At 69.4% G+C, this 24634-nt stretch carries 30 protein-coding genes; 18 read left to right on the forward strand and 12 right to left on the reverse strand.

Going from position 1 to position 24634, the window contains the following annotated elements; genetic code table 11:
- The first annotated feature begins 79 nt into the window (after window positions 1-79).
- Together ACWD0F_RS04530 and ACWD0F_RS04535 are read left to right on the forward strand one after the other, a co-directional pair.
- Entirely contained in the window at window positions 80-1642 is a 1563-nt protein-coding gene (locus tag ACWD0F_RS04530; RefSeq protein ID WP_449872509.1) for an IucA/IucC family protein, read from the forward strand.
- Window positions 1643-1690: 48 nt separating this feature from the next.
- The gene (locus ACWD0F_RS04535) at window positions 1691-2524 is read left to right on the forward strand and encodes an alpha/beta fold hydrolase (protein ID WP_449872510.1); all 834 of its coding nucleotides are present in this window, start codon (window positions 1691-1693) and stop codon (window positions 2522-2524) included.
- A 19-nt stretch (window positions 2525-2543) separates the two neighbouring features.
- Here the strand turns inward: ACWD0F_RS04535 and ACWD0F_RS04540 are convergent, their stop codons facing one another.
- Window positions 2544-2918 (reverse strand): hypothetical protein, encoded by a 375-nt coding sequence (locus tag ACWD0F_RS04540; protein WP_449872511.1) that lies wholly within the window; start codon window positions 2916-2918, stop codon window positions 2544-2546.
- A gap of 307 nt (window positions 2919-3225) precedes the next feature.
- On the opposite strand from ACWD0F_RS04540, the gene ACWD0F_RS04545 reads away from it, so the two are divergent.
- The 4 genes from ACWD0F_RS04545 to ACWD0F_RS04560 are packed head-to-tail and all read left to right on the forward strand — an operon-like array spanning window position 3226 to window position 5930.
- Window positions 3226-3504 carry a hypothetical protein gene (locus ACWD0F_RS04545; RefSeq protein WP_449872512.1) on the forward strand — a complete coding sequence of 93 codons (279 nt, stop codon included), beginning with the start codon at window positions 3226-3228 and terminating at the stop codon, window positions 3502-3504.
- Window positions 3505-3547: 43 nt separating this feature from the next.
- Complete coding sequence (locus ACWD0F_RS04550) at window positions 3548-4528, forward strand: DUF2804 domain-containing protein (protein WP_449872513.1); 981 nt, start codon at window positions 3548-3550, stop codon at window positions 4526-4528.
- A 42-nt stretch (window positions 4529-4570) separates the two neighbouring features.
- Window positions 4571-5149, forward strand: a complete 579-nt coding sequence (locus ACWD0F_RS04555) for a TetR/AcrR family transcriptional regulator (protein WP_449872514.1) — start codon at window positions 4571-4573, stop codon at window positions 5147-5149.
- Between the two features lie 19 nt (window positions 5150-5168).
- On the forward strand, window positions 5169-5930 hold the full coding sequence (locus tag ACWD0F_RS04560; RefSeq protein ID WP_449872515.1) for an SDR family NAD(P)-dependent oxidoreductase: 762 nt from the start codon (window positions 5169-5171) through the stop codon (window positions 5928-5930).
- Window positions 5931-6046: 116 nt separating this feature from the next.
- Here the strand turns inward: ACWD0F_RS04560 and ACWD0F_RS04565 are convergent, their stop codons facing one another.
- Window positions 6047-7564, reverse strand: coding sequence for a golvesin C-terminal-like domain-containing protein (locus ACWD0F_RS04565; RefSeq protein WP_449872516.1), 1518 nt, complete (start codon window positions 7562-7564; stop codon window positions 6047-6049).
- 188 nt (window positions 7565-7752) lie between these two features.
- On the opposite strand from ACWD0F_RS04565, the gene ACWD0F_RS04570 reads away from it, so the two are divergent.
- Entirely contained in the window at window positions 7753-9702 is a 1950-nt protein-coding gene (locus tag ACWD0F_RS04570) for a family 10 glycosylhydrolase (RefSeq protein WP_449872517.1), read from the forward strand.
- 45 nt (window positions 9703-9747) lie between these two features.
- Complete coding sequence (locus ACWD0F_RS04575) at window positions 9748-10830, forward strand: sensor histidine kinase (protein ID WP_449872518.1); 1083 nt, start codon at window positions 9748-9750, stop codon at window positions 10828-10830.
- A 6-nt stretch (window positions 10831-10836) separates the two neighbouring features.
- On the opposite strand, the gene ACWD0F_RS04580 is transcribed toward ACWD0F_RS04575, so the two are convergent.
- On the reverse strand, window positions 10837-11217 hold the full coding sequence (locus ACWD0F_RS04580; protein WP_449872519.1) for a YbaB/EbfC family nucleoid-associated protein: 381 nt from the start codon (window positions 11215-11217) through the stop codon (window positions 10837-10839).
- A 13-nt stretch (window positions 11218-11230) separates the two neighbouring features.
- On the reverse strand, window positions 11231-11620 hold the full coding sequence (locus ACWD0F_RS04585; RefSeq protein ID WP_449872520.1) for a YbaB/EbfC family nucleoid-associated protein: 390 nt from the start codon (window positions 11618-11620) through the stop codon (window positions 11231-11233).
- Between the two features lie 133 nt (window positions 11621-11753).
- Here ACWD0F_RS04585 and ACWD0F_RS04590 point away from each other — a divergent pair, with 133 nt between their 5' ends.
- From ACWD0F_RS04590 to ACWD0F_RS04600, 3 genes are read left to right on the forward strand one after another with little or no spacing between them, the layout of a single operon-like run.
- Window positions 11754-12065 carry a hypothetical protein gene (locus tag ACWD0F_RS04590; RefSeq protein WP_449872521.1) on the forward strand — a complete coding sequence of 104 codons (312 nt, stop codon included), beginning with the start codon at window positions 11754-11756 and terminating at the stop codon, window positions 12063-12065.
- On the forward strand, window positions 12065-12910 hold the full coding sequence (locus tag ACWD0F_RS04595) for a WXG100-like domain-containing protein (RefSeq protein ID WP_449872522.1): 846 nt from the start codon (window positions 12065-12067) through the stop codon (window positions 12908-12910). Before ACWD0F_RS04590 ends, ACWD0F_RS04595 begins: the two co-directional genes overlap by 1 nt.
- A gap of 8 nt (window positions 12911-12918) precedes the next feature.
- Complete coding sequence (locus ACWD0F_RS04600) at window positions 12919-14052, forward strand: tetratricopeptide repeat protein (RefSeq protein ID WP_449872523.1); 1134 nt, start codon at window positions 12919-12921, stop codon at window positions 14050-14052.
- A 4-nt stretch (window positions 14053-14056) separates the two neighbouring features.
- On the opposite strand, the gene ACWD0F_RS04605 is transcribed toward ACWD0F_RS04600, so the two are convergent.
- On the reverse strand, window positions 14057-14542 hold the full coding sequence (locus tag ACWD0F_RS04605) for a cupin domain-containing protein (RefSeq protein WP_449872524.1): 486 nt from the start codon (window positions 14540-14542) through the stop codon (window positions 14057-14059).
- 5 nt (window positions 14543-14547) lie between these two features.
- Entirely contained in the window at window positions 14548-15165 is a 618-nt protein-coding gene (locus ACWD0F_RS04610) for a TetR/AcrR family transcriptional regulator (protein WP_449872525.1), read from the reverse strand.
- Between the two features lie 124 nt (window positions 15166-15289).
- Between ACWD0F_RS04610 and ACWD0F_RS04615 the strand changes: the two genes are divergently transcribed.
- Window positions 15290-15691, forward strand: coding sequence for a hypothetical protein (locus ACWD0F_RS04615; RefSeq protein ID WP_449872526.1), 402 nt, complete (start codon window positions 15290-15292; stop codon window positions 15689-15691).
- Between the two features lie 27 nt (window positions 15692-15718).
- Complete coding sequence (locus ACWD0F_RS04620) at window positions 15719-16438, forward strand: monooxygenase (protein WP_449872527.1); 720 nt, start codon at window positions 15719-15721, stop codon at window positions 16436-16438.
- A 155-nt stretch (window positions 16439-16593) separates the two neighbouring features.
- Here ACWD0F_RS04620 and ACWD0F_RS04625 read toward each other — a convergent pair whose 3' ends face one another.
- Window positions 16594-17439, reverse strand: coding sequence for a hypothetical protein (locus ACWD0F_RS04625; protein ID WP_449872528.1), 846 nt, complete (start codon window positions 17437-17439; stop codon window positions 16594-16596).
- 196 nt (window positions 17440-17635) lie between these two features.
- Window positions 17636-18223 (reverse strand): TetR family transcriptional regulator, encoded by a 588-nt coding sequence (locus tag ACWD0F_RS04630; RefSeq protein ID WP_449872529.1) that lies wholly within the window; start codon window positions 18221-18223, stop codon window positions 17636-17638.
- 89 nt (window positions 18224-18312) lie between these two features.
- Here ACWD0F_RS04630 and ACWD0F_RS04635 point away from each other — a divergent pair, with 89 nt between their 5' ends.
- Complete coding sequence (locus ACWD0F_RS04635; RefSeq protein WP_449872530.1) at window positions 18313-19095, forward strand: SDR family oxidoreductase; 783 nt, start codon at window positions 18313-18315, stop codon at window positions 19093-19095.
- A gap of 58 nt (window positions 19096-19153) precedes the next feature.
- Here the strand turns inward: ACWD0F_RS04635 and ACWD0F_RS04640 are convergent, their stop codons facing one another.
- Both ACWD0F_RS04640 and ACWD0F_RS04645 read right to left on the reverse strand, forming a co-directional pair.
- Complete coding sequence (locus ACWD0F_RS04640) at window positions 19154-19378, reverse strand: DUF397 domain-containing protein (protein WP_449872531.1); 225 nt, start codon at window positions 19376-19378, stop codon at window positions 19154-19156.
- Window positions 19365-20186, reverse strand: a complete 822-nt coding sequence (locus ACWD0F_RS04645) for a helix-turn-helix domain-containing protein (RefSeq protein WP_449872532.1) — start codon at window positions 20184-20186, stop codon at window positions 19365-19367. Before ACWD0F_RS04645 ends, ACWD0F_RS04640 begins: the two co-directional genes overlap by 14 nt.
- 226 nt (window positions 20187-20412) lie before the next feature.
- Here ACWD0F_RS04645 and ACWD0F_RS04650 point away from each other — a divergent pair, with 226 nt between their 5' ends.
- Complete coding sequence (locus ACWD0F_RS04650; RefSeq protein WP_449872533.1) at window positions 20413-20829, forward strand: ATP-binding protein; 417 nt, start codon at window positions 20413-20415, stop codon at window positions 20827-20829.
- A 5-nt stretch (window positions 20830-20834) separates the two neighbouring features.
- Complete coding sequence (locus tag ACWD0F_RS04655; protein WP_449872534.1) at window positions 20835-21020, forward strand: hypothetical protein; 186 nt, start codon at window positions 20835-20837, stop codon at window positions 21018-21020.
- Here ACWD0F_RS04655 and ACWD0F_RS04660 read toward each other — a convergent pair.
- Together ACWD0F_RS04660 and ACWD0F_RS04665 are read right to left on the reverse strand one after the other, a co-directional pair.
- Entirely contained in the window at window positions 21017-21151 is a 135-nt protein-coding gene (locus ACWD0F_RS04660) for a hypothetical protein (protein ID WP_449872535.1), read from the reverse strand. The two genes, ACWD0F_RS04655 and ACWD0F_RS04660, sit on opposite strands and share 4 nt — an antisense overlap.
- Window positions 21152-21189: 38 nt before the next feature.
- Complete coding sequence (locus ACWD0F_RS04665; protein WP_449872536.1) at window positions 21190-21972, reverse strand: hypothetical protein; 783 nt, start codon at window positions 21970-21972, stop codon at window positions 21190-21192.
- A gap of 571 nt (window positions 21973-22543) precedes the next feature.
- Between ACWD0F_RS04665 and ACWD0F_RS04670 the strand changes: the two genes are divergently transcribed.
- Together ACWD0F_RS04670 and ACWD0F_RS04675 are read left to right on the forward strand one after the other, a co-directional pair.
- Window positions 22544-24079 carry a restriction endonuclease gene (locus tag ACWD0F_RS04670; protein ID WP_449872537.1) on the forward strand — a complete coding sequence of 512 codons (1536 nt, stop codon included), beginning with the start codon at window positions 22544-22546 and terminating at the stop codon, window positions 24077-24079.
- Window positions 24076-24609: a hypothetical protein gene (locus tag ACWD0F_RS04675; RefSeq protein ID WP_449872538.1), complete on the forward strand. Its 534-nt coding sequence runs from the start codon at window positions 24076-24078 to the stop codon at window positions 24607-24609. The genes ACWD0F_RS04670 and ACWD0F_RS04675 overlap by 4 nt, the downstream gene beginning before the upstream one ends.
- The last annotated feature ends 25 nt before the right edge of the window (window positions 24610-24634 follow it).

Consider the following 24634-nt stretch of genomic DNA (forward strand, 5'->3'; position numbering starts at 1 on the left):
ATTTCCCAATATTTCCAGGAACATGGCTGGTAGCCCCCTGTGGGGCCCCCATAGGGGCACAGGGTAGGACTAGGTCGCGATGGCAACTTCCCACGAGCTCCTCCCGGACGGCGATGCCGAGCTCCTCGCGACGACAGCGCTCCTCAACTGCCTGGTCCGCGAAGTGGCCCGGCCCTGTCCGGAGCCCGAGACCTTTCTGCTGCCCGCGACCGGCCACGTGCTGAGGGCCGGCGGCGGGCGCTACCCCGCCAGGCCCGCGGTGCGTACGCCCGGCGCCTGGTGCCCGCTGTCGCTGGATGAGCTGGTCGCCCTGACGGCGGCTGAGCTGCGCGCGGACACGGGGGTGACCAACGACGTGCTGGCGGCCGAGATCGCCCACAGCAGGGACGTGATGGCCGCGCTGCTGACGGTCAGGCGGACCACGGCGGCGCCCGCGGACCTGTACCTGCGCTCGGAGCAGGCGCTCGTCGCGGGCCACCGCTACCATCCGGCGCCCAAGGCCCGTGGCGGGTCCGGGCCGGGGGCCTGGCTGCCCTACGCGCCGGAGGCGCACGCGCGCTTCGTGCTGCCGTTGCTCGGCGTGCCCGTGGCGGACCTGGTGGAGCAGGGCGACACGAGCGCCCTCGACCCGCTCGGGGCGGCAGGGGGCGCCGGTCTGCCGGACCCGCTCGGCGACGGCCTGGTCCTGCTGCCGGCCCATCCCTGGCAGGTCGAGCTGCTGGGCGGCCTTCCCGGGCTGCGCCAGGTGGGCGTCACGGCGGCCACGGCCTGGCCGACCTCGTCGATCCGCACCGTGTACCTGCCGGAGGCGGACCTGTTCTGCAAGTTCAGCCTGGACGTGCGGATCACGAACGACGTCCGCCGGTTGTGGCTGCGCGACCTGCGCCGCCTGCCGATGGTGGCCGACCTGCTGGACGGCGCCTTCGACGACCTGCCCGAGCACCTGCCGCGCCCGGCCGTGCTGCGCGACCGCGGCTACCGCAGCGCCGAGCTGGGCGGGGACGGCGGCGAGGCGCTGGCGGTGATCGTCCGCGACGGGCTCAGGCAACATCTGCGCCCCGGGCTGACCGCGCTGCTGGCGGCGGGGGTCAGCGAGGGCTTCCCCGGCAATCCGCTCGACGGGCTGGACGAGGACACGGCGCTCGTGTGGTGGGAGCGGTATCTCGACCACGTGGTGCCGCCGGTGCTGCACGCGTACCTGCGGCATGGCGTCGTCCTCGAATGCCACCTGCAGAACGTGCTGATCGCGGTGGACGAGCACGGCATGCCCGCGCAGGCCGTCTTCCGCGACCACGAGGGCGTCAAGCTCGTCGCGGAGCGGCACGCCACGCGGGCGCCGGTGATGAGCGCCGCGCAGGCGTGGGAGCGGCTGGTGTACTGCCTGCTGATCAACAACCTGTGCGAGATCGCCGGCGCGGTCGTCACCCGCCATCCGGGATTGCGGGCCGAGGTGTGGGCCAGGGCCAGGGCCGTGTTCACCGCCCTGGGCAAGGATTATGACGATCCGGAGGAGCTGCGCTCGCTGCTGGCCGACAGCCGCGTTCCGGCCAAGGCGAATCTGCGGCTGCGCTGGCTGGACGCCGGCGGCGGCGACATGCGGTGGGTGCCCATCCCCAATCCGTTGAGACTCTTTACGCCATAAGCTATTCTCGCGTTATCACTTTACGGTGTATCGAGACAGGACGGCACGATGATCGAGGCAACGCTGCACGACGGCGCCACGATCGAGGTGGAGGTGCACGGCTCAGGGCCGGTCGTGCTGCTCCCCGTCGATCCCCGCCCGGCCGAGGGCGAGCGCGCCGAGGAGCTGCGCAAGTGGGGCATGGACCCGGCGCTGGGGCGCTCGCTCATCGACGGGCTAGCCGACGCCTTCCAGGTCGTGGCCTTCGACTACCAGGGGCAGGTCATGGGCACGCCCAAGCCGGACACGCTCACGCCCGCCAACGTCGCCGCCGACCTGCTGGCCGTGGCGGACGCGGCGGGGGCCGGGCGGTTCGCGTACTACGGCTACTCGTGGCTGGCGCTCAGCGGGCTGCAGCTCGCCATCAGGACCGACCGGCTCTCGGCGCTCGTCATGGGCGGCTATCCGCCGTACGCGGGGCCGTACGCGGAGATGTTGCGGGTGACCATGGCCACGCACGAGATGGCGATCGCCCCCGCCCCCGCCCCCGCGCCCGCGCAGGACGGCGAGTACGACTGGTCGTCGGCCGAGGTGCGGACGAGCGAGGCGCAGGCCCGGCAGTTCGTCACGCTCTACCAGGCGTTGCGGGACTTCGACGACCGTGCCGTACGGCTGACCTGCCCCCGGTTGTGCTTCGCGGGGTCGGCCGACGAGATCGACTACGACGAGCGGTGGGGCGGCGTGCGGGTCGGCATCGCGGGGCCGCTGATCCGGCACCGCGCCGAGATCGAGGCGCTCGGCTGGGACGTGGCGGTGCTCGACGGGCTCGACCACATGTCCGCCATGCAGGCGGGCAACGTGCTGCCGATCCTGCGCCCATGGCTGGCCCGCGCACTGGCCTGACGGGGAGGCTGAGCCGGGCTCAGTGATCCTGGTGCGGGCGGGGTGCGGCGCCGACCACGACTCCGTACAGCACGTGGTCGCCCAGCAGGGCCATGCTCTCCATGACGGTCCTGCGATGGCGTGGCAGGCCGAGCGCGGGCGCGATCAGCGCCTCGAAGCCGGCCCAGATCAGCACGCCGTAGACCGGTCCGGCCCAGCGGCGCTCGCGCACCACGCGCGGCAGGACGCCGAAGACCACGCCGAAGGCCGCCCCGTACGACCAGTGCACCGCCTCGATCACGGCCCCGCGCCGCTCTGCCGGGAGGTTGTGGAGCGCCTTGGGCGCGGTCCGCTCCAGCATGGCCTCCGGCGGCACCTTCCTGACCAGGCCGAGCGCGGTCGTGAACTGTCTCATCCCCGACATCGCCATGGACGCGATCACACCACGGGCGGCGGCACGGACGACCGGCCGGCGCTTCTCGTGCCGATCGTGCCGGGCGTCTTGGCCGTCCTGTTCGTTCCGGACGTTTTCGGATCGGTCGGATCGGGTCGGCCGGGTCTGCGTCATGCTCTTCCGCCTACCGAACGGCACGACGGCTAAACCTGCGGCCACCACGACGCCACAACCGGCGAATGCCCAGCTCAAACCCGGTGAGCGACGTTAAGGGGGGCAGGTCGCGGGTAGCCGGTCGGCTATGCGCGGCCCTTTTGGAGGAGAAGACATGACCGGCGGAACTGTGCTCGACGAGCTGCGACAGGCCATCGACGAAGCCTTCAGGCAGCGGGACAGGGTCGCGGTGCGGGATGTGTACGTGGAGGCTTCCGAACACGTCAACCTGCCCGCCAACGTGCTCGCGTTCCTCAACGAGGTGCCCGAGGGCGACTACGACCGGCAGGAGTTCGTCCAGGCGATCAACGAGGTCATCAGGCACCGGGGCGCGCAGGACAGTCTCGGACTGTTGTCCGGCGAGCCGGGATCCGGCGGAGAATCCTCCGGGTAGACGCATAGCGGGCCGCGGGCGTCGCCGGTAGTACCTTCTCCCCATGCCGACCCATGAGCGGGAGATCACCGAGCCCGTCGACCTGTGCCTGCCCGGCGGCCGCCTCAATCCGGCGGCCGTCGGCTGGACCCGGCGCCCGCTGCACCACGCCAACCTGCGCGGCTGGGGCCGGGCCAAACGCTGGGAATACTGGGGGATCGTCACCCCCTCCCACGTGATCGGGCTGGTGGCCTCCTCGCTCGACTACGCGGGCGTGCACAGCGTCTACGTGCTCGACCGGGCCTCGGGCGCCGAGACCGCCCACGACGCCGTGGTGCCGCTGGCCCGCGGGACCGCCTTCCCTGCGCGCAGCGGCGCGGGCACGGTCCGGGCCGCCGGCGGCGGTGTGCGCATCGACATCGACCAGCAACCCGGCGGCACCTCGCTGCGGGCCCGCGCGCCGGGCGTGACCGTGGAGCTGGAGGTGCCGCTGCCTGCCGGGCACGAGTCGCTGGGCGTGGTGATCCCCTGGGGCCCGCGCCGCTTTCAGTACACGGTCAAGGACGTCGGCCGTCCGGTGCACGGGCGTCTGGTGCTGGGCGCGACAGAGCACGAGGTCGGTACGGGCGCCTTCGCCGTGCTCGACCACGGGCGCGGCAAGTGGCCCTACTCCGTCACCTGGAACTGGGCCGCGGGTTGCGCCCCCGGGCTGGCCGTCCAGCTCGGCGGCAAGTGGACCGACGGCACCGGCCTGACGGAGAACGCCCTGTTCGTGGACGGGCGGCTGCACAAGATCGGGGCGGAACTGGAGTGGGTGTACGACCGCTCCGACTGGTTGCGGCCGTGGCGCATCAGCGGGGACGGGGTCGAGGCCGAGTTCACGCCCTTCCACGAGAAGGTCTCCCGTACGGAGCTGGGTTTGGTCGGCAGTGAGACGCACCAGTGCTTCGGGCACTTCGCCGGCCGGGCGCGGACCGGCGACGGGACCTGGGTGGACCTCGGCGGCCTGACCGGCTGGGCGGAGGAGGCCCGCAACCGCTGGTGACTTTTTTGGACCGACCGTTCTCGATTGTGCTAGCTTGAGTGCGTGGCACGGAACAAGGAGTTCGATCCCGACGTCGCCCTGCGCAAGGCTCTGGAGCTGTTCTGGGAGCGCGGCTACGAGGCGACGTCCATGGCGGACCTCGTGGCGGGGCTCGGCATCGCGCGGGCGAGCATCTACGGCACCTTCGGCGGCAAGCACGACCTCTACCTGAAGGCGCTGGAGCTCTACCTGGCCGACCGCGACGTGGTCGGGCCGCTCTCCCAGCCCGGCCCCGCGGTGCCGGCGCTGCGGGCCTTCCTCGACGCCTACGTCGCGGAATGCCTGGCCGACGAGTCGCGGCGGGGCTGCATGGTGGTCAACACGGCCGTGGAGTTCGCCTCACGCGACGCGGCGGTGTCGCGCCGGGTCGCGGCGAGCTGGGCGGAGCTGGAGACCGCGATGGCCTCCGCCCTCATCAGGGCGCGGGCCCAGGGGGAGATCCCGGCGGGCAAGGATCCGCACGCGCTGGCCCGGTTCCTGCTCGTCCTGCTGCAGGGGATCCGGGTGCTCGGCCGGGCCGACCCCGATCCGCGCCGGCTGCGTGACGCGGTCGATCAGGCCATGACAGCCGTCCAAATTTGAGAACGATTGGTATGGAATGATGACAGGTCGCTTTGCGGGAAAGGTCGCGCTCGTCACCGGCGCGACGGGGGTGCTGGGCCGGGCGGCCGCGCTCGCGTACGCCAGGGAGGGCGCGGCGGTGCTGGCCGCCGGACGGGACGCGGCCCGGCTCGCCGAGGTCGTGAAGCTGATCGAGGAGGCAGGCGGGCAGGCCAGCGCGTTCGCCGTGGACGTCACCGACTCGGCGCAGGTCGCCGCCATGGTCGAGGCGGCCGTCACGCGGCACGGCGGACTGCACGTCGCCCTGAACGCGGCCGGGATCTTCGGCAGGGTGGCGCCGCTGGCCGACTACGACGAGGACATCTGGGACGACGTGGTCGCGGTCAACCTGAAGGGGGTGTTCCTGGCGATGAAGCACGAGATCGGCCACATGCGCGCGCACGGCGGCGGCGTCATCGTGAACGTCTCCTCCAACCTCGGCGCGCACTGGCGGCTGGCCGGGGCCGCCGCCTACGCCGCCTCGAAGGCGGGGGTGAGCCACCTGACCCGCACGGCGGCCCGCGATCACATCGCCGACGGTGTGCGGATCAACTCCATCAGCCCCGGTCCCATCGACTCGCCGATGGCCACCCGCCCCGGCGAGACGCGCGCGGCGCGGGACGAGCGGATGCGGAGCGCGCTGCCGATCGGCCGCGTCGGTGCTCCTGAGGAGATCGCGGCGGCGGCGTTGTGGTTGTCGTCGGCGGATTCGAGCTTCGTCGTGGGCGAGGACCACGTGATCGACGGCGGCGCGACCGCCTGACCGGACAGGACCACGGCCCGCGCCGTCAAGAGACGGGGATCCGGATACTGCTTGTGCCGTCAGGAGACGGGGATACGGCCCGCGCCCCAGGAGGTGGGCGCGGGCCGTAAGCGTGCTCAGGCCCGGCTGATGCGGACGGCGTCCGCGATGACCAGGCCCGTACCTCCCGTCCATCGGCTCACGCCGACGACGTTGTAGGTGCCGGCGTTGAGCGAGAAGCTGCCTAGACTGCGCCAGGCCCCGCCACCGGCACGCTGGTCGACGTAGACGGTCTGGTTGCCGCTCGACGTCGCCACGATGTACGGCGCCGAGCTGTTGTATCCGGGATCAGCCGGATACCAGACCTCGACCTGGTAGGTGCCCGCCGTGGGGATCGCGGCCGAGTACCAGGCTCCGTCGCTGGCGGAGACGGGGTCGGCGAAGCGGTAGTCGGCGCCGTGACGCTGGCTGGAGTAGGCGGAGGTGCCCCAGTTGGCGCTGGCGGTGAACTGGCCGGAGGTGGCGTTGTCCACCGTGGTGGTCCACGACGGGGTGCCGCCGCCACCGGTCACGTAGTTCATGTACGTGGTCCAGTTCCAGTGCGAACCCGGGTCGGTGTGGGTCGCGCCGGGCACCTCGTTGTGGCCGATGATGCCGGTCCGGGTCTTCGGGATGCCGTACTTGTCGCACAGGGCGCGGGTCAGCGCGGCCGAGGCCCGGTACATCGCGTCGGTGAACCACGAGGCGTCGGCGACGAAGCCCTCGTGCTCGATGCCGATGGAACGGTTGTTGTAGGAGGAGTTCCCGGCGTGCCAGGCGACGTCCTTGTCCCGCACCATCTGGGTGATGGCACCGTTGGACGACTTGACCACGTAGTGCGCGGAGACCTGGGCGCTGGCGTTCTGGAACCAGGAGATGGTGCCCGCGTACGAGCCCTGGGTGACGTGGATGACCACCCGGTCGATGTTGTAGCTCGTCTCGCGGCTGGAGACGCGGTAGTTGCTGGTGCTGGCGGCCACCCAGGCGGCCGGCGGGTAGTCGGGGCTGGCCACCGCGGCCTGGGCGTTCAGGTCGCGGGCCTTGGCGTACTCGCCGCGGTCGGCGGTGATCTCCTGCGGCTTGACCTGTACGCCGCGGGCGTCGATGCCGAGGCCGAGCTGCTCGTAGACCGCGTCGGCGTACAGGCGGGCCACCTCGGGCGAGGCGGCATTGGAGTACTTGGCCACGGCCGTGTACCAGCGGCCGGGGTCCTTCCTGGCGGTCTCGTCGAGGCCGAGGGCATCGGCTTGGGCGCGCAGGACGGCCGCGCCGCCGAGGATGTTGGCCTCGTCGTCGGCGCGCAGCTTCTCGACCGGGAGCTTGGTGAGCTCGGCGGCCTTCTCCAGTGAGTGGTTGGTGGGGTTGCTGACCAGGTGCATCACACCGTAGCCGCCGCTGGCGCTGGGCTCGCCGTTGTGGCCGTCGAGGTGGGTCTCGGCGTAGGCGAGGGCGACGAGCAGTTCGCGGGGCACGTCGTGGTCGGCCGCGGCCTTGGCGAACGCGGCGGGCAGTGGGGCGTCCGCGGCGCCGGCCGGCAGGGGCTGGCCTGCGGTGACGACGAGTGCGGCGAGGATCGAGGTGGCGAGGGCGGCTAATCGCGTGCGGGCGAGAGTCATGGGTGCTCCTCGTTGAGGGTAACGGGTGCACCGTACGGCACTCCTTGACACAATGTCGATAATTGACATTACTCATCTGTTAGGTGAAACTTTCCGCCCGCACCTTCCCGGAGTCCCCTGAGATTGGGCCCCCTGGGAAGTGGTGAAAACTATTGCGCTTTGTCTTGTTCGCGCTGAAACTTCCTTTCGTGACCGCGCTCCTGCGTACCGTCCTGGCGGCGCTGACCGCCGCAGTCCTCGGCATCGTGGCCCCGGCCTCCGCCTTCGCCGCCGCGTGCGCGACCGACCCCGCCACCCCGAAGCGCCAGCTCAGGGCCATGTGGATCTCCTCGGTGGCGAACATCGACTGGCCGAGCCGCACCGGGCTGAGCGTGTCCGCGCAGCAGGCCGAGTTCCGCGCGTGGCTGGACCTGGCCGTGGCCAAACGTATGAACGCCGTGATGGTGCAGGTCAGGCCGACGGCCGACGCGTTCTGGCCCTCGCCGTACGAGCCGTGGTCGCAGTGGCTGACCGGCACCCAGGGCGGCAACCCGGGCTATGACCCGCTGGCGTTCATGGTCGCGGAGGCCCACGCCCGCAACCTGGAGTTTCACGCCTGGTTCAACCCGTACCGGGTCGCGAACCACGACGACCCGAGCAAGCTCGTCGCCACGCACCCCGCGCGCCAGCACCCTGACTGGCGCTTCGCCTACGGCGGCAAGCTGTACTACAACCCGGGCCTGCCCGTGGTCCGCGACTTCATCGAGGACGCGATCATGGACGCCGTCTCCCGCTACGACGTGGACGGCGTGCATCTGGACGACTACTTCTACCCCTATCCGGTCAGCGGCCAGGCCATCCCCGACTCCGCCGCGTACGCCGCGCACGGCGGCTCGTTCGGCAACGTCGCCGACTGGCGGCGCGACAACGTCAACCAGCTCGTCCGCGAGCTGGACCAGCGCATCCACACCGCCAAGGCGCACGTGTCGTTCGGCATCAGCCCGTTCGGCATCTGGCGCAACTCCGGCACCGACCCGCTCGGCTCGCGCACCACGGGGCTGCAGTCCTACGACGCGATCTACGCCGACAGCCGGCAGTGGGTGAAGCAGGGCTGGGTCGACTACCTGGCGCCGCAGATCTACTGGCACATCGGCTTCTCCACCGCCGCCTACGAGGTGCTCACCGCCTGGTGGTCCGACGTGGTCCGCGACAGCGGCGTGCAGCTCGTGGTCGGGCAGGCCGCCTACCGGGCGGGCGCCTCAGGGCAGGAGGCCGCCTGGCAGGACCCGGCCGAGCTCAGCGACCACCTGACCGACAACAGGAAACATCCCGAGGTGGTCGGGGACGTGTTCTTCAGCGCCAAGGACGTCAAGGCCGACCGGATCGGCGCCTTCACCCGGGTCCTGAACGCCCACTACACCAAGCCCGCGCTGCTGCCCGCCCGCGGCTCCGCCGCCGCCCCGGCAGCGCCCTCGCTCACCTCGGCCACCCGCGGCTCGAACGGCGTGCAGCTCGCCTGGACCGGCTCGGCCACCTCGTACGCGGTCTACCGGGTGACCGGCGCGCAGGCCGCCGCGGACCCGTGCTTCTTCGCCGACGCCCGCAACCTGGTCACCACGACCCGGCAGAAGACGTTCACCGACACCACGGCGACCGGATCGGCCTACACCTACTACGTGAGCGCGCTCAACCGCACGCACCAGGAGAGCGCGCCGAGCGCCGGCAAGGTCGTGACCGGGTCGGGCGGCGACACGTTCAGCGTGACGGTCGACAACGCCGGATCCGGCTTCACCGCCGGCTCGGCCTGGGGCACCTCCACCTACTCGGCGCAGCTCCACGGCACCGACTACCGCTTCGCCGACCCGGTCGCGGCCAGCGATCCGGCGTGGTTCCAGACGACCGTTCCGAGCACGGGCTCCTACCGGGTGGAGGTCTGGTATCCGGCCAACGCCGGCTACAACAGCGCCACGCCGCACATCGTGGCGGCCTCGGGCGGCAACCAGACCGTCACCGTGGACCAGCGGACGGGCGGGGGGCAGTGGCGGGTGCTCGGGACGTACACACTGGCGGCCGGGACCTACAACGTGGTCGGGGTGAGCCGCTGGACCTCCGCGACCGGTTACGTCATCGCGGACGCCGTCCGGATCACGAAGGTCTGAGTCCGGCCGCTGGGCAGGGTGAGCGGGCGATCGTACGATAATCATGTGGACGGTGTCCGTCCGCGACCGGTCGACGCCGTCGCGGTCCTGGTCTCGGGAGGCTTGACGCTGGCGACCGGCCACACGGGCCCGGTCCTGGTGATCCTGCTGGCGGCGGCGCTGCCGGTGCTCTGGTTGCGCAGGGCGCCGCTCACCGTCGCCTGGATCAGCGCCGGCACGGCCGTCGCGCTGCTCGTGCTCCGCGTGCTCGCCCCGGACGTCGGGCCGGTCCCCACCGACCTGCTGATCTGGCCGCCCACCTGTGCCTTCGCCGTCTACGGCGCGACGGCGTTCGCGGCGGAGCGGCATCGCGGGGTCCCGCAGTGGCTGCCGGTGATCATCCTGGCGCTGGCCGCGCTCGCCCTCGCCGACTGGCTGCCGCTGGTCCTGCGCACCGAGACGGTGATCGTGATCGCGGCCCTGTACGGCATGTACACGGCCGCCGGCGCACGCCTGCGGCGCGAGCTGGCCGAACGGTCCGAGCGGGTGGAGCGCGAGCGGCTGGCGGGCGAGCTGCACGACGTGGTCACCCACCGGGTGAGCCGGATGGTGCTCCAGGCAGGGGTGCTGGCCATGGCCGCGGGCGACGAGCGCAGCCGGGCGGCGGCCGAGGAGTTACGCGCGGCAGGCTGCGAGACGCTCGACGAGTTGCGGCACATGGTGGCGTTGTTGCGGCGCGGCACCGGGGAGGGGTTCGACCTGGGTCTGCCGCTGCCCGACCTGCGGCCGCTGATCACTGATTCGGCCCGCGCGGGAGTGCCGGTGAAGCTGCTGGTGGACGGGACGGCGCAGCCGGTCTCGGGTCTGGTGGGGCGCACCGCGTACCTGGTGGTGCGGGAGGCTCTCGTCAACGTCGGCAAGCACGCGCCCGGGGCCGACGCGCGGGTGGGGGTGCGCTATCGGCCGGGGTCGGTCCTGGTCAGCGTGCACAACGGTCCCGGCCTGCCGGGGGCCTGGGTCGCCGTCAACGGTCCCGGCATGAGCCTGTCCGACGTGCGGCAGCGGGTGGAGCTGGCCGGGGGCACGCTGGAGACCGCCGAGGACGCGGACGGCGGCTTCCGCGTCGAGGCCACCCTTCCCACGAGCTGAAAGCGGTCACTGCCAATCGTCGCCCAGCAGGCGGCGCAGCTCGGCTTCCGCCGCGACGGGGTCGTAGCCGGGCAGGGCCTCGCGCATCAGGTCCTGGGTCCTGCGCGCGGCGTCCGCGCTCGCCGCGCGCACCGCCGCGAGGGTCTCCTCCGCCAGCTCGTGGCTGCTCAGGCGCAGGGCGCGCGGGCCGTAGGCGATGTCGAGGACGAGGCCGTCGACGTTCACGGTCGCCCGGATCTGCCCGGAGGCCGCCTCGCCCATTCCGACGATCTTGTCCAGCTCTTCCTGTCCCGTTTCCAGCCAGGCCAGCATCCGCTCACCCTGACGGGCGGCATCGTCGAGATCCTGGTCCCTGATGTTGGCGGGGTCGATGGGCGGGCCGTACACACGTGCCTCCAGCTCAGAGAAGATCGCGGGCCGCCTGCTCGACGCGCTCGCGCACGAACGTCTCGTCGAGCGGCTCCGGCAGGCCGGGAGAGCCGCTCGCGGCATCGTCGGCGATCTCCTGAGCCTGACGCCGCGCGTCCTCCTGAGCCGCCCTGAGCACCGCCGTCACCGTCGCGCCGAGTTTGGCCTCGCCGAGCCGCAACGCCCGCGGGTCGAGGCGCAGCCGGGTGAGCTCACCCTGACCGCCGGCGGACGCCTCGACCAGCCCGTCACCGCTCTTGGCCCGGCCCTCCACCTGCTGGATGGCCGCGCGCGCCGCCCGCAGGTCACGCATGACCCGGCGGCTCTGGTCGATGTACCGGGCGAGGAACTCGGCGTCGTCTTCCGGCGCAGGTGACCGCATGCCGACCTCCGGCAGTCATGGAGCGGATCGAGCCGTCCCGTGTAGACACACCTCATCGTGATCTTGAGGCGTTGGTCTCATGAACATCACAAGTCAACATATATAACGAAATGTCCGTATATGGTACGTGGGCATGACGGGATTTGAGCTCGCACCGGGGGCGGTGGGGCGCGAGGCCGCTCGTGTCAGCACGCACGGGTCGGACTATGACGCCGCGCTGCACCGGCTCAGGGAGCGCGGGAACGGCGCCTCCTCGTGGGGCGACGACGGGCTGTTCAGCGGCATCACCGCCGCGTACGGGGAATGCCTCCAAACCGGTCTCGCGGCGCTCACCGGGGTCGCAGGGGAGATCGACGGCACGGGTGAAGGGCTGATGGCGGTGTCCAAAATCGGCCGCGAGGCGGAAGCGGTCAACGCCGAGAACGTGGACCACACATGGGTGTGATGCTTCCGCCCGAGCTGAGCGGGTTCATGAATGCGGTCGGTATGCCGTGGCCGAACATCGACGAGGACATGATCAGGGGGGACGCCACTGCCTGGCGTACCGTCCTGGCCGGGGCCGATACGGCGGGTGCGGAGGCCGATGCGTCGGTGCGCCGGACGCAGCAGGTTTATCGCGGTGATTCCGCCACGTCGTTTGCCGGCCAGTGGAACAAGCTGAGCGGGGAGGACGGTCATCTCCTCGTGGCCGCGGCCGCCACGAGACTGGCGCCGGTGGCGCTGGACGGTACGGCGGCTGTTGTCAGCGCGGTGAAGGTGGCCGTCGGCACGCAGGCGGCGGCGGGGCTGGCCGCTGTCACGCAGATGCTGGCGTTCGGCGGCGCGGCGGGGGTGACGATGGCCACCGCCCGCATGCTCATGACCCGGCAGGCCATGGGGAAGGCGATGCGCGAGGGCGGCGAGGGCACCGCCAAGGTGCTGGCTCCGGCGCTGTCCCGGCGGGTGACCGCTCCGATGCGCCGCATCCTGGACAACCTGCGCCGCCCGGGAGGCCCCGGCGGCGGCCCGGCGCTGGCCGGCGCGGGCGGGCGCACCGTACCCATGCGTCCCTCAGGCTTGCGGACGTCGTCCGGCCCGCGCTCCGCCGAGGACGGCATGGCCAAAATGGGCCGCCAGCGGAACAGAGACGGCGACGCCGACGGCACCGGTGACAACGGGCTCAACCAGTCGAATCGCAAGCCGCACAGAAAGGGCGGCAGCAAAAGCAGCAGAGACAGGCATCAGAACGCCGATGCCCACGGCGGAAAGCGTAGGATCCCGCGGAACAAGAACAAGAAACAACAAGAATAGGGGTGGACGTGAGCGCCGACGATCTGATCGCAGAGGCCGATCGCCTGGCCGAGGCGGAGGACTACGAGGCCGCGGCCGCCCTGTTCGCCGAGGCCGCCGGGCAGGGCGTGCCCGGAGCCGCGACGCGTCACGGCGAGATGTTGTTCCTCGCCGGTGACGACGACGCGGCCGAGCCCGTGCTCCGTGACGCCCTGGCCAAGGGGGAGAAGGACGCCCGCGACCGGCTCTCCGACCTGCTCGTCGAGACGGACCGCGCCACGGAGGCCGCGGAGCTGATGGAGCAGGCCGGGGACCATCCGGTGGGCGCGCTGCGCGCGGCGACCATCTGGGCCGACGCCGTGGGCGACCGCGAGCGCGCCGAGCAGTGGTACCGGAAGGCGGTCGAGCGCGGTGAGGCGGGCGCGCTCAACGACTTCGGCTCCTTCCTCAGCGAGGACGGCTCCCGTCAGGAGGAGGCCGAGCGGCTGTTCCTCCAGGCGGCCGACCAGGGGGACGCGCTGGCGTTCAGCAACCTGGGCGGCATGGAGCTCGACCGCGGCGACCCGGAGGCGGCCGCGGCCTGGCTGCGCCAGGGGCTTGAGCTGGAGGACCAGACCGACTCCACCGCGCTGCTGAAACTGGCCGACGCGGAGGAGCGGATGGGCAACATCGAGGCGGCCCGCGCCCTTTACGACCGCGCCGTGGTCGACGGGCTCGCGGACGCGCATGTCGCGCGGGCCGGGCTCCTCGTGGCCTCGGGCGACGCCGAGGCGGCGGAGGCGGACTTCCAGGCGGCCGTGGCCGGCGGCGAGGAGGGCGCCCGCTACTACTACGGCGAGTTCCTCGTGGCCAGCGGCCGGCCGGAGGAGGCGGTCGCCCATCTCGACCAGGCGGTCGAGGACGGCTCGGACGCCGCCCACGAGGTGCTGGCGCAGATCTACCTGAGCAGCGGCGCCACGGGGGCGGCCGAGGAACATTTCAAGGAGAGCATCGACGCGGGCTGGCTGAGCGCCGTCTTCTCCTACGCCGAGATGTTGCGCCAGGAAGGCCGCGGCGACGAGGTCGCGGCGCTGGTCCCGGCGGCCGAGCAGCTCGGCGCCACCCCGGACCGCCTTCGGGAGCTGACCGGCCAGGCGTCACCCGGGACCGACTCCGGGAGCTGACCGGCTAGGAACGCGCCGTCTTCCAGGTGGGGCTGTCGAGGAAATGGTTGTCGTAGAGTTCCTGGGACTCCAGCAGCTCCTCCAACGTGGCCTCGCCCGCCTTGAGCCGCGCCAGCAGCCGGAAATACTCGAAGCGCTCGACCCCCGGCGTGATCACGATCAGCAGATCGGCCTCGGCGCCGGGGGCGGCCCCGAAGGCGTGGGCCACGTCGGGCGGCACCACGGCCACGTCCCCCTGCTCCAGGGTCAGCACCTCCTCGCCGGCGAGCACCTGCACCCGGCCGTCGAGCACGTAGAACATCTCGGAAGCCGTGGTGTGGGTGTGCGGGACCGCGCCGTCGGCGCCCTCGCCCAGCGTGATGCGCATGGTGCTCAGGGCGCCGCCGGTCGCGCTGGAGTCGAGCAGCATGCGGCCCGTGCTCGGCGGCCCGCCGATGACCTCGGCGTCCACCGAACGGATGACGGCGGTGCCCGGGTTGACGATCGACATGATGGTTACCTTCTCTCTCGGATGGCACCGCGCAGGGCGGTGTCGGCAAGTCGTTCCGCGTAGGCCCGGTCGACGGGCAGACCGGTGATCAGCACGCGGTAGTACAGGGCGCCGGCGAGCTGGTCGAACAGCACCTCGACGTCGAGGTCCGCGCGCAGCTCGCCGCGCTCCACGGCCCGCTCCAGCAGGGCGCGGGCCAGGGTGTTGCGGCGGGCGTACATGAGGCGTTCGAGCTCGCCGACGTCGGCGTGGCGGGCGGCGGCGGCCACCAGCTCGGCCACCGTGCCCGCGGACGGGTCGTCGTGGCTCCTGCCGGCGGCGCGCATGCGGTTGAGCCCCGCGGCGATCTTCTCCAGGTAGCCGGTCAGATCGCGGCGGATGTCGCCGGTGTCGGTGATCTCGTCGCTGTCCTGCAGCCTGTTGACCACCGCCAGGGCCAGGTGGTCCTTGGTGGGCCAGCGGCGGTAGAGCGTGGTCTTGGCGATCCCGGCCCGCTCGGCCACCTCGTCGGTCGACAGGCCGCCGTAGCCGTGGGCGAGCAGCAGCTCGGTGGCTGCCCGGAGCACGCTCTCGTCCACGTCCGCCCGGCGTGGCCGTCCGCGCCTGACATTTTCGCTACCCATGTAGCGAAAGTAGCAGACTTTTCGCTACATGGGTAGCGAAAAGCTGGGGCCTCATTCCAGCGGAGGAAACGGGTACGTCCTGGGGAAGGATGCCGGGCGCCGTCCGGAGGGTCAGTGTGGACTCATGGACCGACATCTCCGGACGGCCGCCCTGCTCGTCGTGGCCGTCCTGCTCGCCTCCTGCGGCACCGCCCCTGCTGCCCCTGGCGCTTCTGGCGCTCCTGGTGTTTCTGGCTCCCATTCCGCCCACGCCGGTGTTCCCGCCCCCGCGGCGTCTCCCTTGCGGTCCGGTGAGCGGTTCGCCTCGCTGACGATGGCGGAGCCGTACGCGCCGGCCCCGCCCAACGGCGGCACGGACGACTATCGCTGCTTCCTCATCGATCCCCAGCTCGCGAGCCGGGCGTTCCTGACCGGCGCGCTGTTCCAGCCGCAGAACACCGAGCTCGTCCACCACGCGATCTTCTTCAGACTCGGCCCCGACCAGGCCGCCGAGGCGCGCCGGCTCGACGACGCCACCCCTGGCTAGGGCTGGACCTGCTTCGGCGACGCGGGCGTGGACAACGCCTCATGGGTGGCGCACTGGGCACCCGGCACCCAGGAGGCGCTGCACGGCTCTGAATACGGCTACGAGCTGCCGCCGGGCAGCCGGCTCGTCATGCAGGTCCACTACAACCTGCTGGGCGTCGAGGGCAAGGCGGGCACCGACCGCTCCGGCATCCGGCTGCGGCTCACCGACCGGGCGCTCAAGCCGCTGGAGACCGCGCTCCTTCCCGGGCCGGTCGAGCTGCCCTGCACGGCGCGGGAGTCGGGCCCGCTGTGCGACCGGGCCGCCGCCGTACAGGATGTGGGCCGCCGGTTCGGCGGGGAGGCCGCGGGCGAGCTGGAGCAGCTACGGGAGAGGTGCGGGCCGCCCAATCCCGGGCCGACCCAGCACTGCGACATGCCCGTCCAAGGCCCCGCCACCATCCACGCCATGGCCGGCCACATGCACCTGCTCGGCCGCGCGATCAAGGTCCAGCTCAACCCCGGCACCGCCAAGGCGCGCACGCTGCTGGACGTCCCGGAGTACAACTTCGACGACCAGTCGATGCGGCGCCTGCCCAAGCCCGTTCAGATCAAGGACGGGGACGTGTTGCGGGTGACGTGCACCCACGACGCCGGCCTGCGCGCCATGCTCCCGGAGCTGCAGAAGACGCCGCCGCGCTATGTGGTGTGGGGCGCCGGAACGAGCGACGAGATGTGCCTGGGCATCGCCATCATCTCCCTCACCTGACAGCGACGACGAAGGGTGTCGCTTTCTGAAGTCGCTCAGGTAACTGCTTCACCTGGTCGATCACGGCTCTCCATGCCTTGATCAAGGAGTGTGAAGTGGGCCTTCGTCGCCAGTTGACGGAACGCGCGATCGGGCGTGCGTTCCAGCGCCAAGGGTCAGGTGCCGAAGCGATGATCTGTGTTAACTCGTTCCTCCACCAGGCGGGTGACACGTGCGAAGCGTGCCAGTTCCTCTTGAGGAAGTGTCCTGCCCAGGCCTTCCAAGAGAGCCGAGGTGGCCAGCCGGAAGATCAGGGCCCTGACCAGCATCTGGAGCCCATCGCGGCCGGGAAGCACGCTGTCGACGAGTTCTGGCTCCGCATGGTGATAAAGGAGGCCGTCAGCGACGACGATGGCTTCGGCATACCCAACCGGCCGCCAATACGGCGAGAAGTCGATCACGGCAGGCGGTTGCCCAGGCAGCAACAGCATGTTCCCACCAAGATCCCCGTGCACGAGCTGGCTGGGCGCGTCCACGGGACGCTGGAGATCCTGCAACGTCGCCAGTAGCCCGTCGGTGCGTGCCGCTGTCACCGAACTGATCTCACCCCACGCTATGCGGTCGGCTATCGCCCAGGGATGCCGGCGCCGGTCAAGCAGGCCGGGCCGGGGCAGATGACGCAATGCCCGGTGAAAGGCCCTGCTGGCGGCTATCAGCGTCGCCCACTCACCGGCCGGCCCCTCTTGGCCGTCCACGAATTCGAAGGCCGTCCACCCGGCTACGACGTGAGTTCCGTCATTTGCACGACAGGGCCGGGGAACTCTGAACTCAGTCGAGGAAGTCAGGCCTGCGAACACCTCCGCGCACCATTCGGCCTCCTCCGTGTCGTCCGCCGGCTTCAAGACCGCGTTCCCGACGCGAAAGCTCTGCCCCTGGCCACCAGCAAGCTGGTGAGGTGCTCCCGTCAGGCGGAAGGCTGCGAGCACGCTTGCCGGGGGCTCGGTCGTCGTTCTCAAGGTCATAGCGGACAGAGTGTCGGATCGCTAACTCGTCAGGCACCTGAATTTCGAGTGCACGACGTGAGTCATCTGGTTGACCAGTTGGGCGAAGTGCAGATAAGCCTGTACGAATGTCCGCACTCGCGTGCGCAGGCCAAGAGGCTAGAGAGCGCGCGGGCTCAAACGAAGTTCCCGGTTCACGCTGCGCGGCTGATCCCGTTCACGCGCGGGCGGCGGTTGCCTGCTCGGCCAGCACCCGGGCCAGGTCCATCACGGCCGCGCGGCGGCGCGCGACGGCCCGCTCGGGGTCGGGCTCGTCGAGGATGAGCCGGCGCAGTTGCGGCACCGAGAAGTTCCACGCGACCAGCCCCAGGATGGTGAACAACCAGTCCTGGGCCGTCGCCTGTTCCGGCAGGCCCGCGCCCATCAGCCCGTCCACGTGGCCGCGATAGGACTCCTCGCGTTCCTCCTCGCCCTCGACCTGGCCGTCGCCGACCTCCAGGGCCTCCCACAGCAGCAGGCGGATCAGCTCCGGGTGCTCGTGGTACCAGTCGAAGAGCCGGCCCACCGACTCGGGCAGCGCGCGCGGATCCAAGCTCACCGTGTGGCAGATCTCGTCCACCTTGGCCCGCACGACCACGCCGAACAGCTTCTCCTTGCCGCCGAAGTAGAGGTAGATGGCCTGCTTGTTGGCCTGCGCGGCGGCGGCGATGCGGTCGATCCTGGCGCCGGCCAGCCCGTGCTCGGCGAACTCGGCGGTGGCAGCGTCGAAGATCCGCTGCCGAGTCGCGTCCGCGTCGTACGTCATGCCGCAAGTAAACCATCTAGTTGACTTTTTCGCCCAGTCACGCCAGGGTTCTAAACCAACCGGATGGTTTATTGCTGAGGAGAGACACCATGTCCATGACCACCCTTGCCCCCGTGCCGATCAGCTCCCCGCTGCCCGGCACGCTCGCCGGCCGCACCGTGGCGATTGTCGGAGGCAGCTCCGGCATCGGGTTGGCCGCCGGCGCGCTGCTGGCCGCGCTCGGAGCGCGCGTCGTCCTGGTGGCGCGCGACCCCGCCCGCCTGGCCGCCGCCGTGGAGCGCGTGCGTGCAACGCCCGGAGCCTCAGTGCTCGGGATCGCCGCCGACGGGACCGACGAGGGCGAGATCGACCGGGCCTTCGGCGAGGCAGGCGAGCTCGACCACGTCCTGGTGACAGCGGGCGGCTTCGGCGTCGGGCCGCTGCTGGACACGCCGAGCGGTCAGGTGCGCGACGCCGTGGAGGGCCGGATCTGGGGCGCATACGGCGCCGCCCGCGCCGCCGCGCGCCGCCTGCCCGCAGGCGGGTCGATCACGTTCAGCTCCGGGCTCTACCTGGTCCGCCCCATCCCGGGGGCGTCGGCGTCCATCGCCGGGATCGGCGCGGTCGAGGGACTCACCAAGGCACTGGCGGTGGAACTGGCTCCGCGCCGGCTGCGGGTCAACGCCGTCCGGTACGGGGTGGTGGACACGCCGCTGTCGCGCGGGGCGATGGGCCTGTCCGACGACACGGCCGTGGCCGCCGCCGGTCAGGGCGCGCCGCTCGGCCGCTTCGGTACGGCGGAGGAGGCGGCCTCGGCGGCGTTGTTCCTGATGGCGAACAACTTCGTGACGGGCACGGTGCTCACCGTGGACGGCGGCCAGAGCCTCGTGTGAGGTCCCGCGACGCCTGTGCGAGCACGGTGGTGTTCGCACAGGGGTCGTGAACGGCCGACTAGAAGTCGAATTCGCCGAGTTTGGCACCGCCGACGAAGGCGCGGAAGACGCCGCCGCGCAGAATCATCGGCTCGACATCGGGCTGCTCGGAGTCGCGGACCGCGTATCGGTCGCCGCTCAGCTTGGCCGCATAGAGGCAGTCACCGCCGCTGGAACCGGAAAGAGTTGATTTAGTCCACTGCGCGGCTTCCAATTCGGCGTGCAACTCGTCACTGATGCTCATACTTCGCTGCCACCTCACGTAGTAGTCGCCTGCTCACATGTATGGGATGTGCCCATTTGTGAATCACGTCATATCGGAGACTAACGCGCCGCACCGCCTCGTCGTGAGCGGATACGGAGCCCAGCGCAGCGTCTTCGAGCGAGATGTGGTCTGGTATGCCTTCACCTTGGGCGTAAGAGAAGCCTCCCAGCAGACCTGCGGTGGCTCCCACATCGAGCGGCACGATCTGAATGGAGATGTTGGGTCGTTCGGCCATCTTCAGCAGGTGCTCTAGCTGCTCTCGCATCACTCCCGGCCCACCGATAGGCCGAAGAAGAACGCACTCGTCGAGCAGCGCCCAGAACATGGGCGGATCCTTGCGCTCGAACACCGCCTGTCGCCGCAGTCTTGTCATGACCGCCTCTTCGATCCACTGCTCAGTGGCCCCCGGTTCGGCGGCGAGGATGGCACTTGCGTAGCGTGGCGTCTGGAGGAGCCCCGGCACCACAAGTGGCTGCCACGTCCGGATGGTGTGTGCGTTCTCTTCCACCCCTGGCCATTCTCTGAACCACTTCGGCACGGACATGGCTCTGGTGTTGGGCAGCAGTTGGAAGAGTTCCCCCTTCAAGCCCAGGGCGGCTTCTGCTGCGATGGTGAAGTCCTTGGTCGGCTTCCGTTTGCCGCGCTCGATCAACCCGACCAAGCTCTCGCTGCACGAGAGGGCCTCTCCCAAAGCCGTTTGGGAGAGGCCTACGGCGTTTCGCGCGTTCTTCAGCACAGCGCCATATGCGAGTGCTTGTCCCACTTGGGTTTTGAGTTGATCGTCCACAGTTATGCCCTCACCCTTTCGAGAAGCATCCGTACGGACAACGGGTGCACAGTCTGTCTGAATACGGACAGTTGCCTATCGCTTACAAAATACCTCTGACTTGGCACTCTGGAAAGGCATTCTGAGATGCAGAACGCGTTCCCGACTTGGGCTCATGTCTTTGTCTGGATCGAGGAACGCGTTATGAGACCAAGGTGGTGATCACGTGTCGGCGAGAAGCACACGGGTGGAGCAATCAGACGTCGTCCGATGGAAGGGCACGACGCTGCGTCGAAGCGACAGGACGTCATGGCAGGCCCGGCAGGCGATCGGACTGTGGCTTGCCGACGCTCCAGCCCCAGTGCGGGGGGACGCGCTTCAGATCATCGCCGAGTTCGTGGCCAACGTCGTCCAGCATGTGCCAGGAGGCCGACGGAGCGACTGGGTGACGGTCCGACTGGGCTTCGGCGGTGGCTTCGTCCGACTGCAGGTCATCGACCCCGGCACCCGGAAGTCGGAGCCCAACTTCGTGCCCGTCCACATGGGATCTGTGGCGGAGTCGGGCCGGGGTCTGGGCATAGTGGCTCAGCTGAGCATCCGGTGCGGCACGTACGTCATGCCCGACGGCCATCGCGTCGTCTGGGCCGATCTGGCGGTGGCCTGATCTCCGTGCCCGCGATCAGGCAGTTTCCCGGCTGGCACATCATGGACGGCGCCGGCGGCGGCTACATCGCGTACCGCACCGTCTTGGTGCCGGAAGGCAGCAGGCTCTCCAACGTACGGTGCGCCGCAACCCTGCCCGAGCTTTACCAGCACCTTGAGCAGGAATCGCGCACCCGGAACCGTGCCGCTTAGAAGTCGAAATCGCCAGCCGGGAGCGTGCGGGGATCTGCGGCACCTGCTCGCTGCTGCCCATCACCTGCGGCGACGACCTTCATGATGGTCACCCTGTCCAGGCCGAGCAGCAGCGTCGCATCGTTGACCATGCTCGCGAAACTCGTGTATGCGCGCCGGACCGGCCACATCAGGCGATCTCGACGAAGTCCAGCTCGGCGGCGAACAGTCCGCCGTCGTGCTGGAATCGCAGCTTGTTCCATCCGTGGTTCAGCGTCAGCTTGATCGACAGATCCGACCAGTTACTCCACTTGTGATCGTCATCGTGATCGGGATAGTCCACTAGACGCTTGGCGCCGCCATTCACCGTCAGGGACTGTCGCGCGTCGCCATCGCCGACGCGATACCGCAGGTTCACCGTGTGAGTACCGGCCCGGGACGCGTACACCCTGATCTCGACCCAGCTCTCCGGGAAGTTGATATGGCCCATCACGGCGTTGTTCGATGTGCCGCCGATATGAATGATTTCGGCCTTGTTATGAGCGTACGCGTCCTCGGCCTCGTAGCGGACCGGCGCATTCCATACGACGGCCAGGACGATCAGCGCCACCACGACAGTAGGCACGGCCGCGATCAGCAGGACCCTGCGATGTCGCGGGCCACGGGCGTGGGCGGGCTCCGCCTGGCCGGGTCCGGGTGACCCCGTGGTGGATACGATGTCATCGATGGGCTGGCTCCGCTTTTGCACGCGCAACCCCAGTATCGCGACGATCAGCCCGCCCGCGCCCGTGAACATGCCGATCACGCTGGCCCGTTGATTCAGCCCCTCCAGCAAGTCCCCCGGCAGATCGAATGGGTCGACGAGGAACCAGATCAGCAGCGAGACCACCAACACCACGATCGCGGTGATCCGCACTGCCCGCCACACCCACGAACCGGGCGCTCGCTCCCGCCTTTCCACCGCCTTCGACATAGTTCCAGGGTGCCTCTCTCGATCACCCCAGACGAACACCGGTAGGGAAATTGTTACCCTCGTACTTAGACCACATGATGGTGGAGGTAACGGGACACTTGTTTGGGCCGATCTGGAGGTGGCCTGATCTCCGTGCCCGTGATCAGGCAGTTTCCCGGCTGGCACATCACGGACGGCGCCGGCGGCGGTGAAATCGCGTATCGCACGGTCCTGGTGCCGGAGCGCAGCAGGCTCTCCAACGTACGGTGCGTCGCGACCCTGCCTGAGCTGTACCAGCGCCTGGAGCAGGAATCGCGCCCGGAACCGTGCCGCACAGTAACTGCAGTTATCCGGCATGACCTATGCAGACGAGTAATTTCGAAATTTAGACGCAAACCCGCCTCTAATCGATCAAATCAAGATACATCACTGGCTGACTGGACATGCCCAACCTCCTGAGGCGAGAGTCTTGGTGGGGAATCGTTGCAGTTCAGAAACGGATGAGAGTTCTTTGGTGGGGTTCCCTATAGTCCGGAGAACCAGGTTCGTCGCATAGGGAGTGGGTGCCTTGGGCTTCCGGACCATTGTCACTGTGCTGGATGACTATCAGCGTGCCCAGCAGCGGCAACTGGCCGCTGAAAGGCGGATCTGGCAAGAACACCACAGAGCGCAGTCTGCGGCCATGCGGGCAGAGGCCCGGCAGCAACGGGAGACGTGGAGGGCTTATCAGCAGTGGCGGGAGCAGGAAGCGACCCGGGCGACCGCCGAACTGGAGTCGCGGGTCGGCTTGCTGCGGGGGGTCCTTCAGAAGGTTGCGGGGAGTCGTCCGTTGGACGGATCCGTGCTTCAGCTCAGCCCGGTGGTACCACCGTTCGAGCCGGGAACTCTTGCCCAACGCTTGATCGCGCCGGACCAGCGCGCCTACGCGGTGGCACCGCTCACAGGACTTCAGATAGTGCTGCCTGCCGCACGCCGGCAGCACGAGCAGGCTGTCAGCTCCGCGCGAGAGCGCTACGAACATGATTGGTACGCCTACCAGCGCCTTGAGAACGATCGGCAGCTCAGGATGGCTTCCGCTGAGCGTGAGTACGCGATCTGGGCACAGAACGAGGGCCGCCGCATCGCGGAGTACAACGCGGATGTCGCTGACCTTGAACAACGGGCCCGGCGCGGTGACGTGGCTGCGATCTCGGGACTGTTCGCAGCGCTGCTGATGGGCTCTCCATCCTGGCCTGCGGACTTTCCGAGGTCCGCAGAGGTCGCTTGGGACAGTGCTGCGGGGCAACTGGTGGTCAACCGCGCGCTACCTGCAGTCGACCTCGTGCCGGCTGTGAGCCGGATTCGGTACATCAAGGCCAGTGATCGGGAGAGCGAAGTCGCCAGGCCCGTTGCCGAGCGTCGGGCCCTGTACCGTGAAGTTGTCGCGCAGTGTGTGCTGGGGAACCTCCACGAGATCTTCGGTGTATGGCTCACGGACCGGGCGGGACGTCCGATGGTCCAGTCAGTGGTCTTCAACGGCTACGTCTTCGCGACCGACCCCGCGACAGGACTTCCTCGGCCAATGTTCGTTTCGACAGTCGCTACCGATCGGGCAGCGATGGAGCGGATGAATCTTGGGCAGGTCGACCCGATCAGCTGTGTCGAGGGCCTCGGCGGAAGCATCTCGTCAAGGCCGGAAAAGCCGGTCGAGATCCGACCGATCCGCCGGCCGGAGACTCTTCACAGCGCCGCAACCGATCGGGACGGATCGGATCTGCTGGAGATGGACCCCCTTCAATTCGAGGTGCTGGTCGCCGATCTTTTCGCGGCGATGGGATTTCAGACGGAGATGACAGTCCGCTCCGGAGACGGTGGGGTCGATGTGCTCGCGACGGACCCCGATCCAATTCGAGGCGGACGGATCATCATCCAGGCGAAGCGCTATTCGGCGACGATCCAGCCGAGTGTCGTCCGAGACCTGTACGGCACACTGGTCCACGAAGGGGCGTCCAAAGGAATCCTGATCACTACCTCGGGCTTCGGGCCAGGAAGCCGGGAATTCGCGGAGAACAAGCCACTCACTTTGATTGACGGCGTGGAGCTGGGGCGCCTTCTTGCCACACATGGCATAGGCCCAAGCCGCAGATGAGTTCGGCCGAGCTTCCGTCTGGTGTCCACGCCGAGGCTGTTTCTCTGCGCGATTCCGGTGATGTCCTTCAGACTGATGTCTGTCGTGACGACTTCGCCAGGGATCGTGGAGGTGGCTTGTTGTTGATGTTCGGTAGGGACGAGGAGACGTGGGATCTGCTGGTCGATAAGGGGCTGGAGTTCTTGATCGAACAGGCGCGATTGGAGCGGACCACTACTTACACGGAGTTGAATGTGGTGCTTGCTCGGCGGACAGGTTTGCGGGAGTTCGATTTCTCGCGGCAGGACGAACGGGCGGCAATGGGGCATTTGCTAGGGCTGATCGTGGAGAAGAACCTGCCGGAAGCTGGGTTCATGATCTCTGCGCTGGTCCAATATCTCGGTGTCAACGATGCCGGTCCCGGCTTCTACCACCTGGCTGCGGAGAAGGCGTTGTTGCCCGCTCGTGCGTCTCGAAGCGTCAAAACGGACTTCTGGGTGTCTCAGGTATCCGCTGCCTACCGGCGTTATGGCCGCGGGCCTCGCCCCTGAGGGCCTCCGCGACACGATCAGGGAC

This window comes from Nonomuraea sp. NPDC002799 (assembly GCF_053592075.1).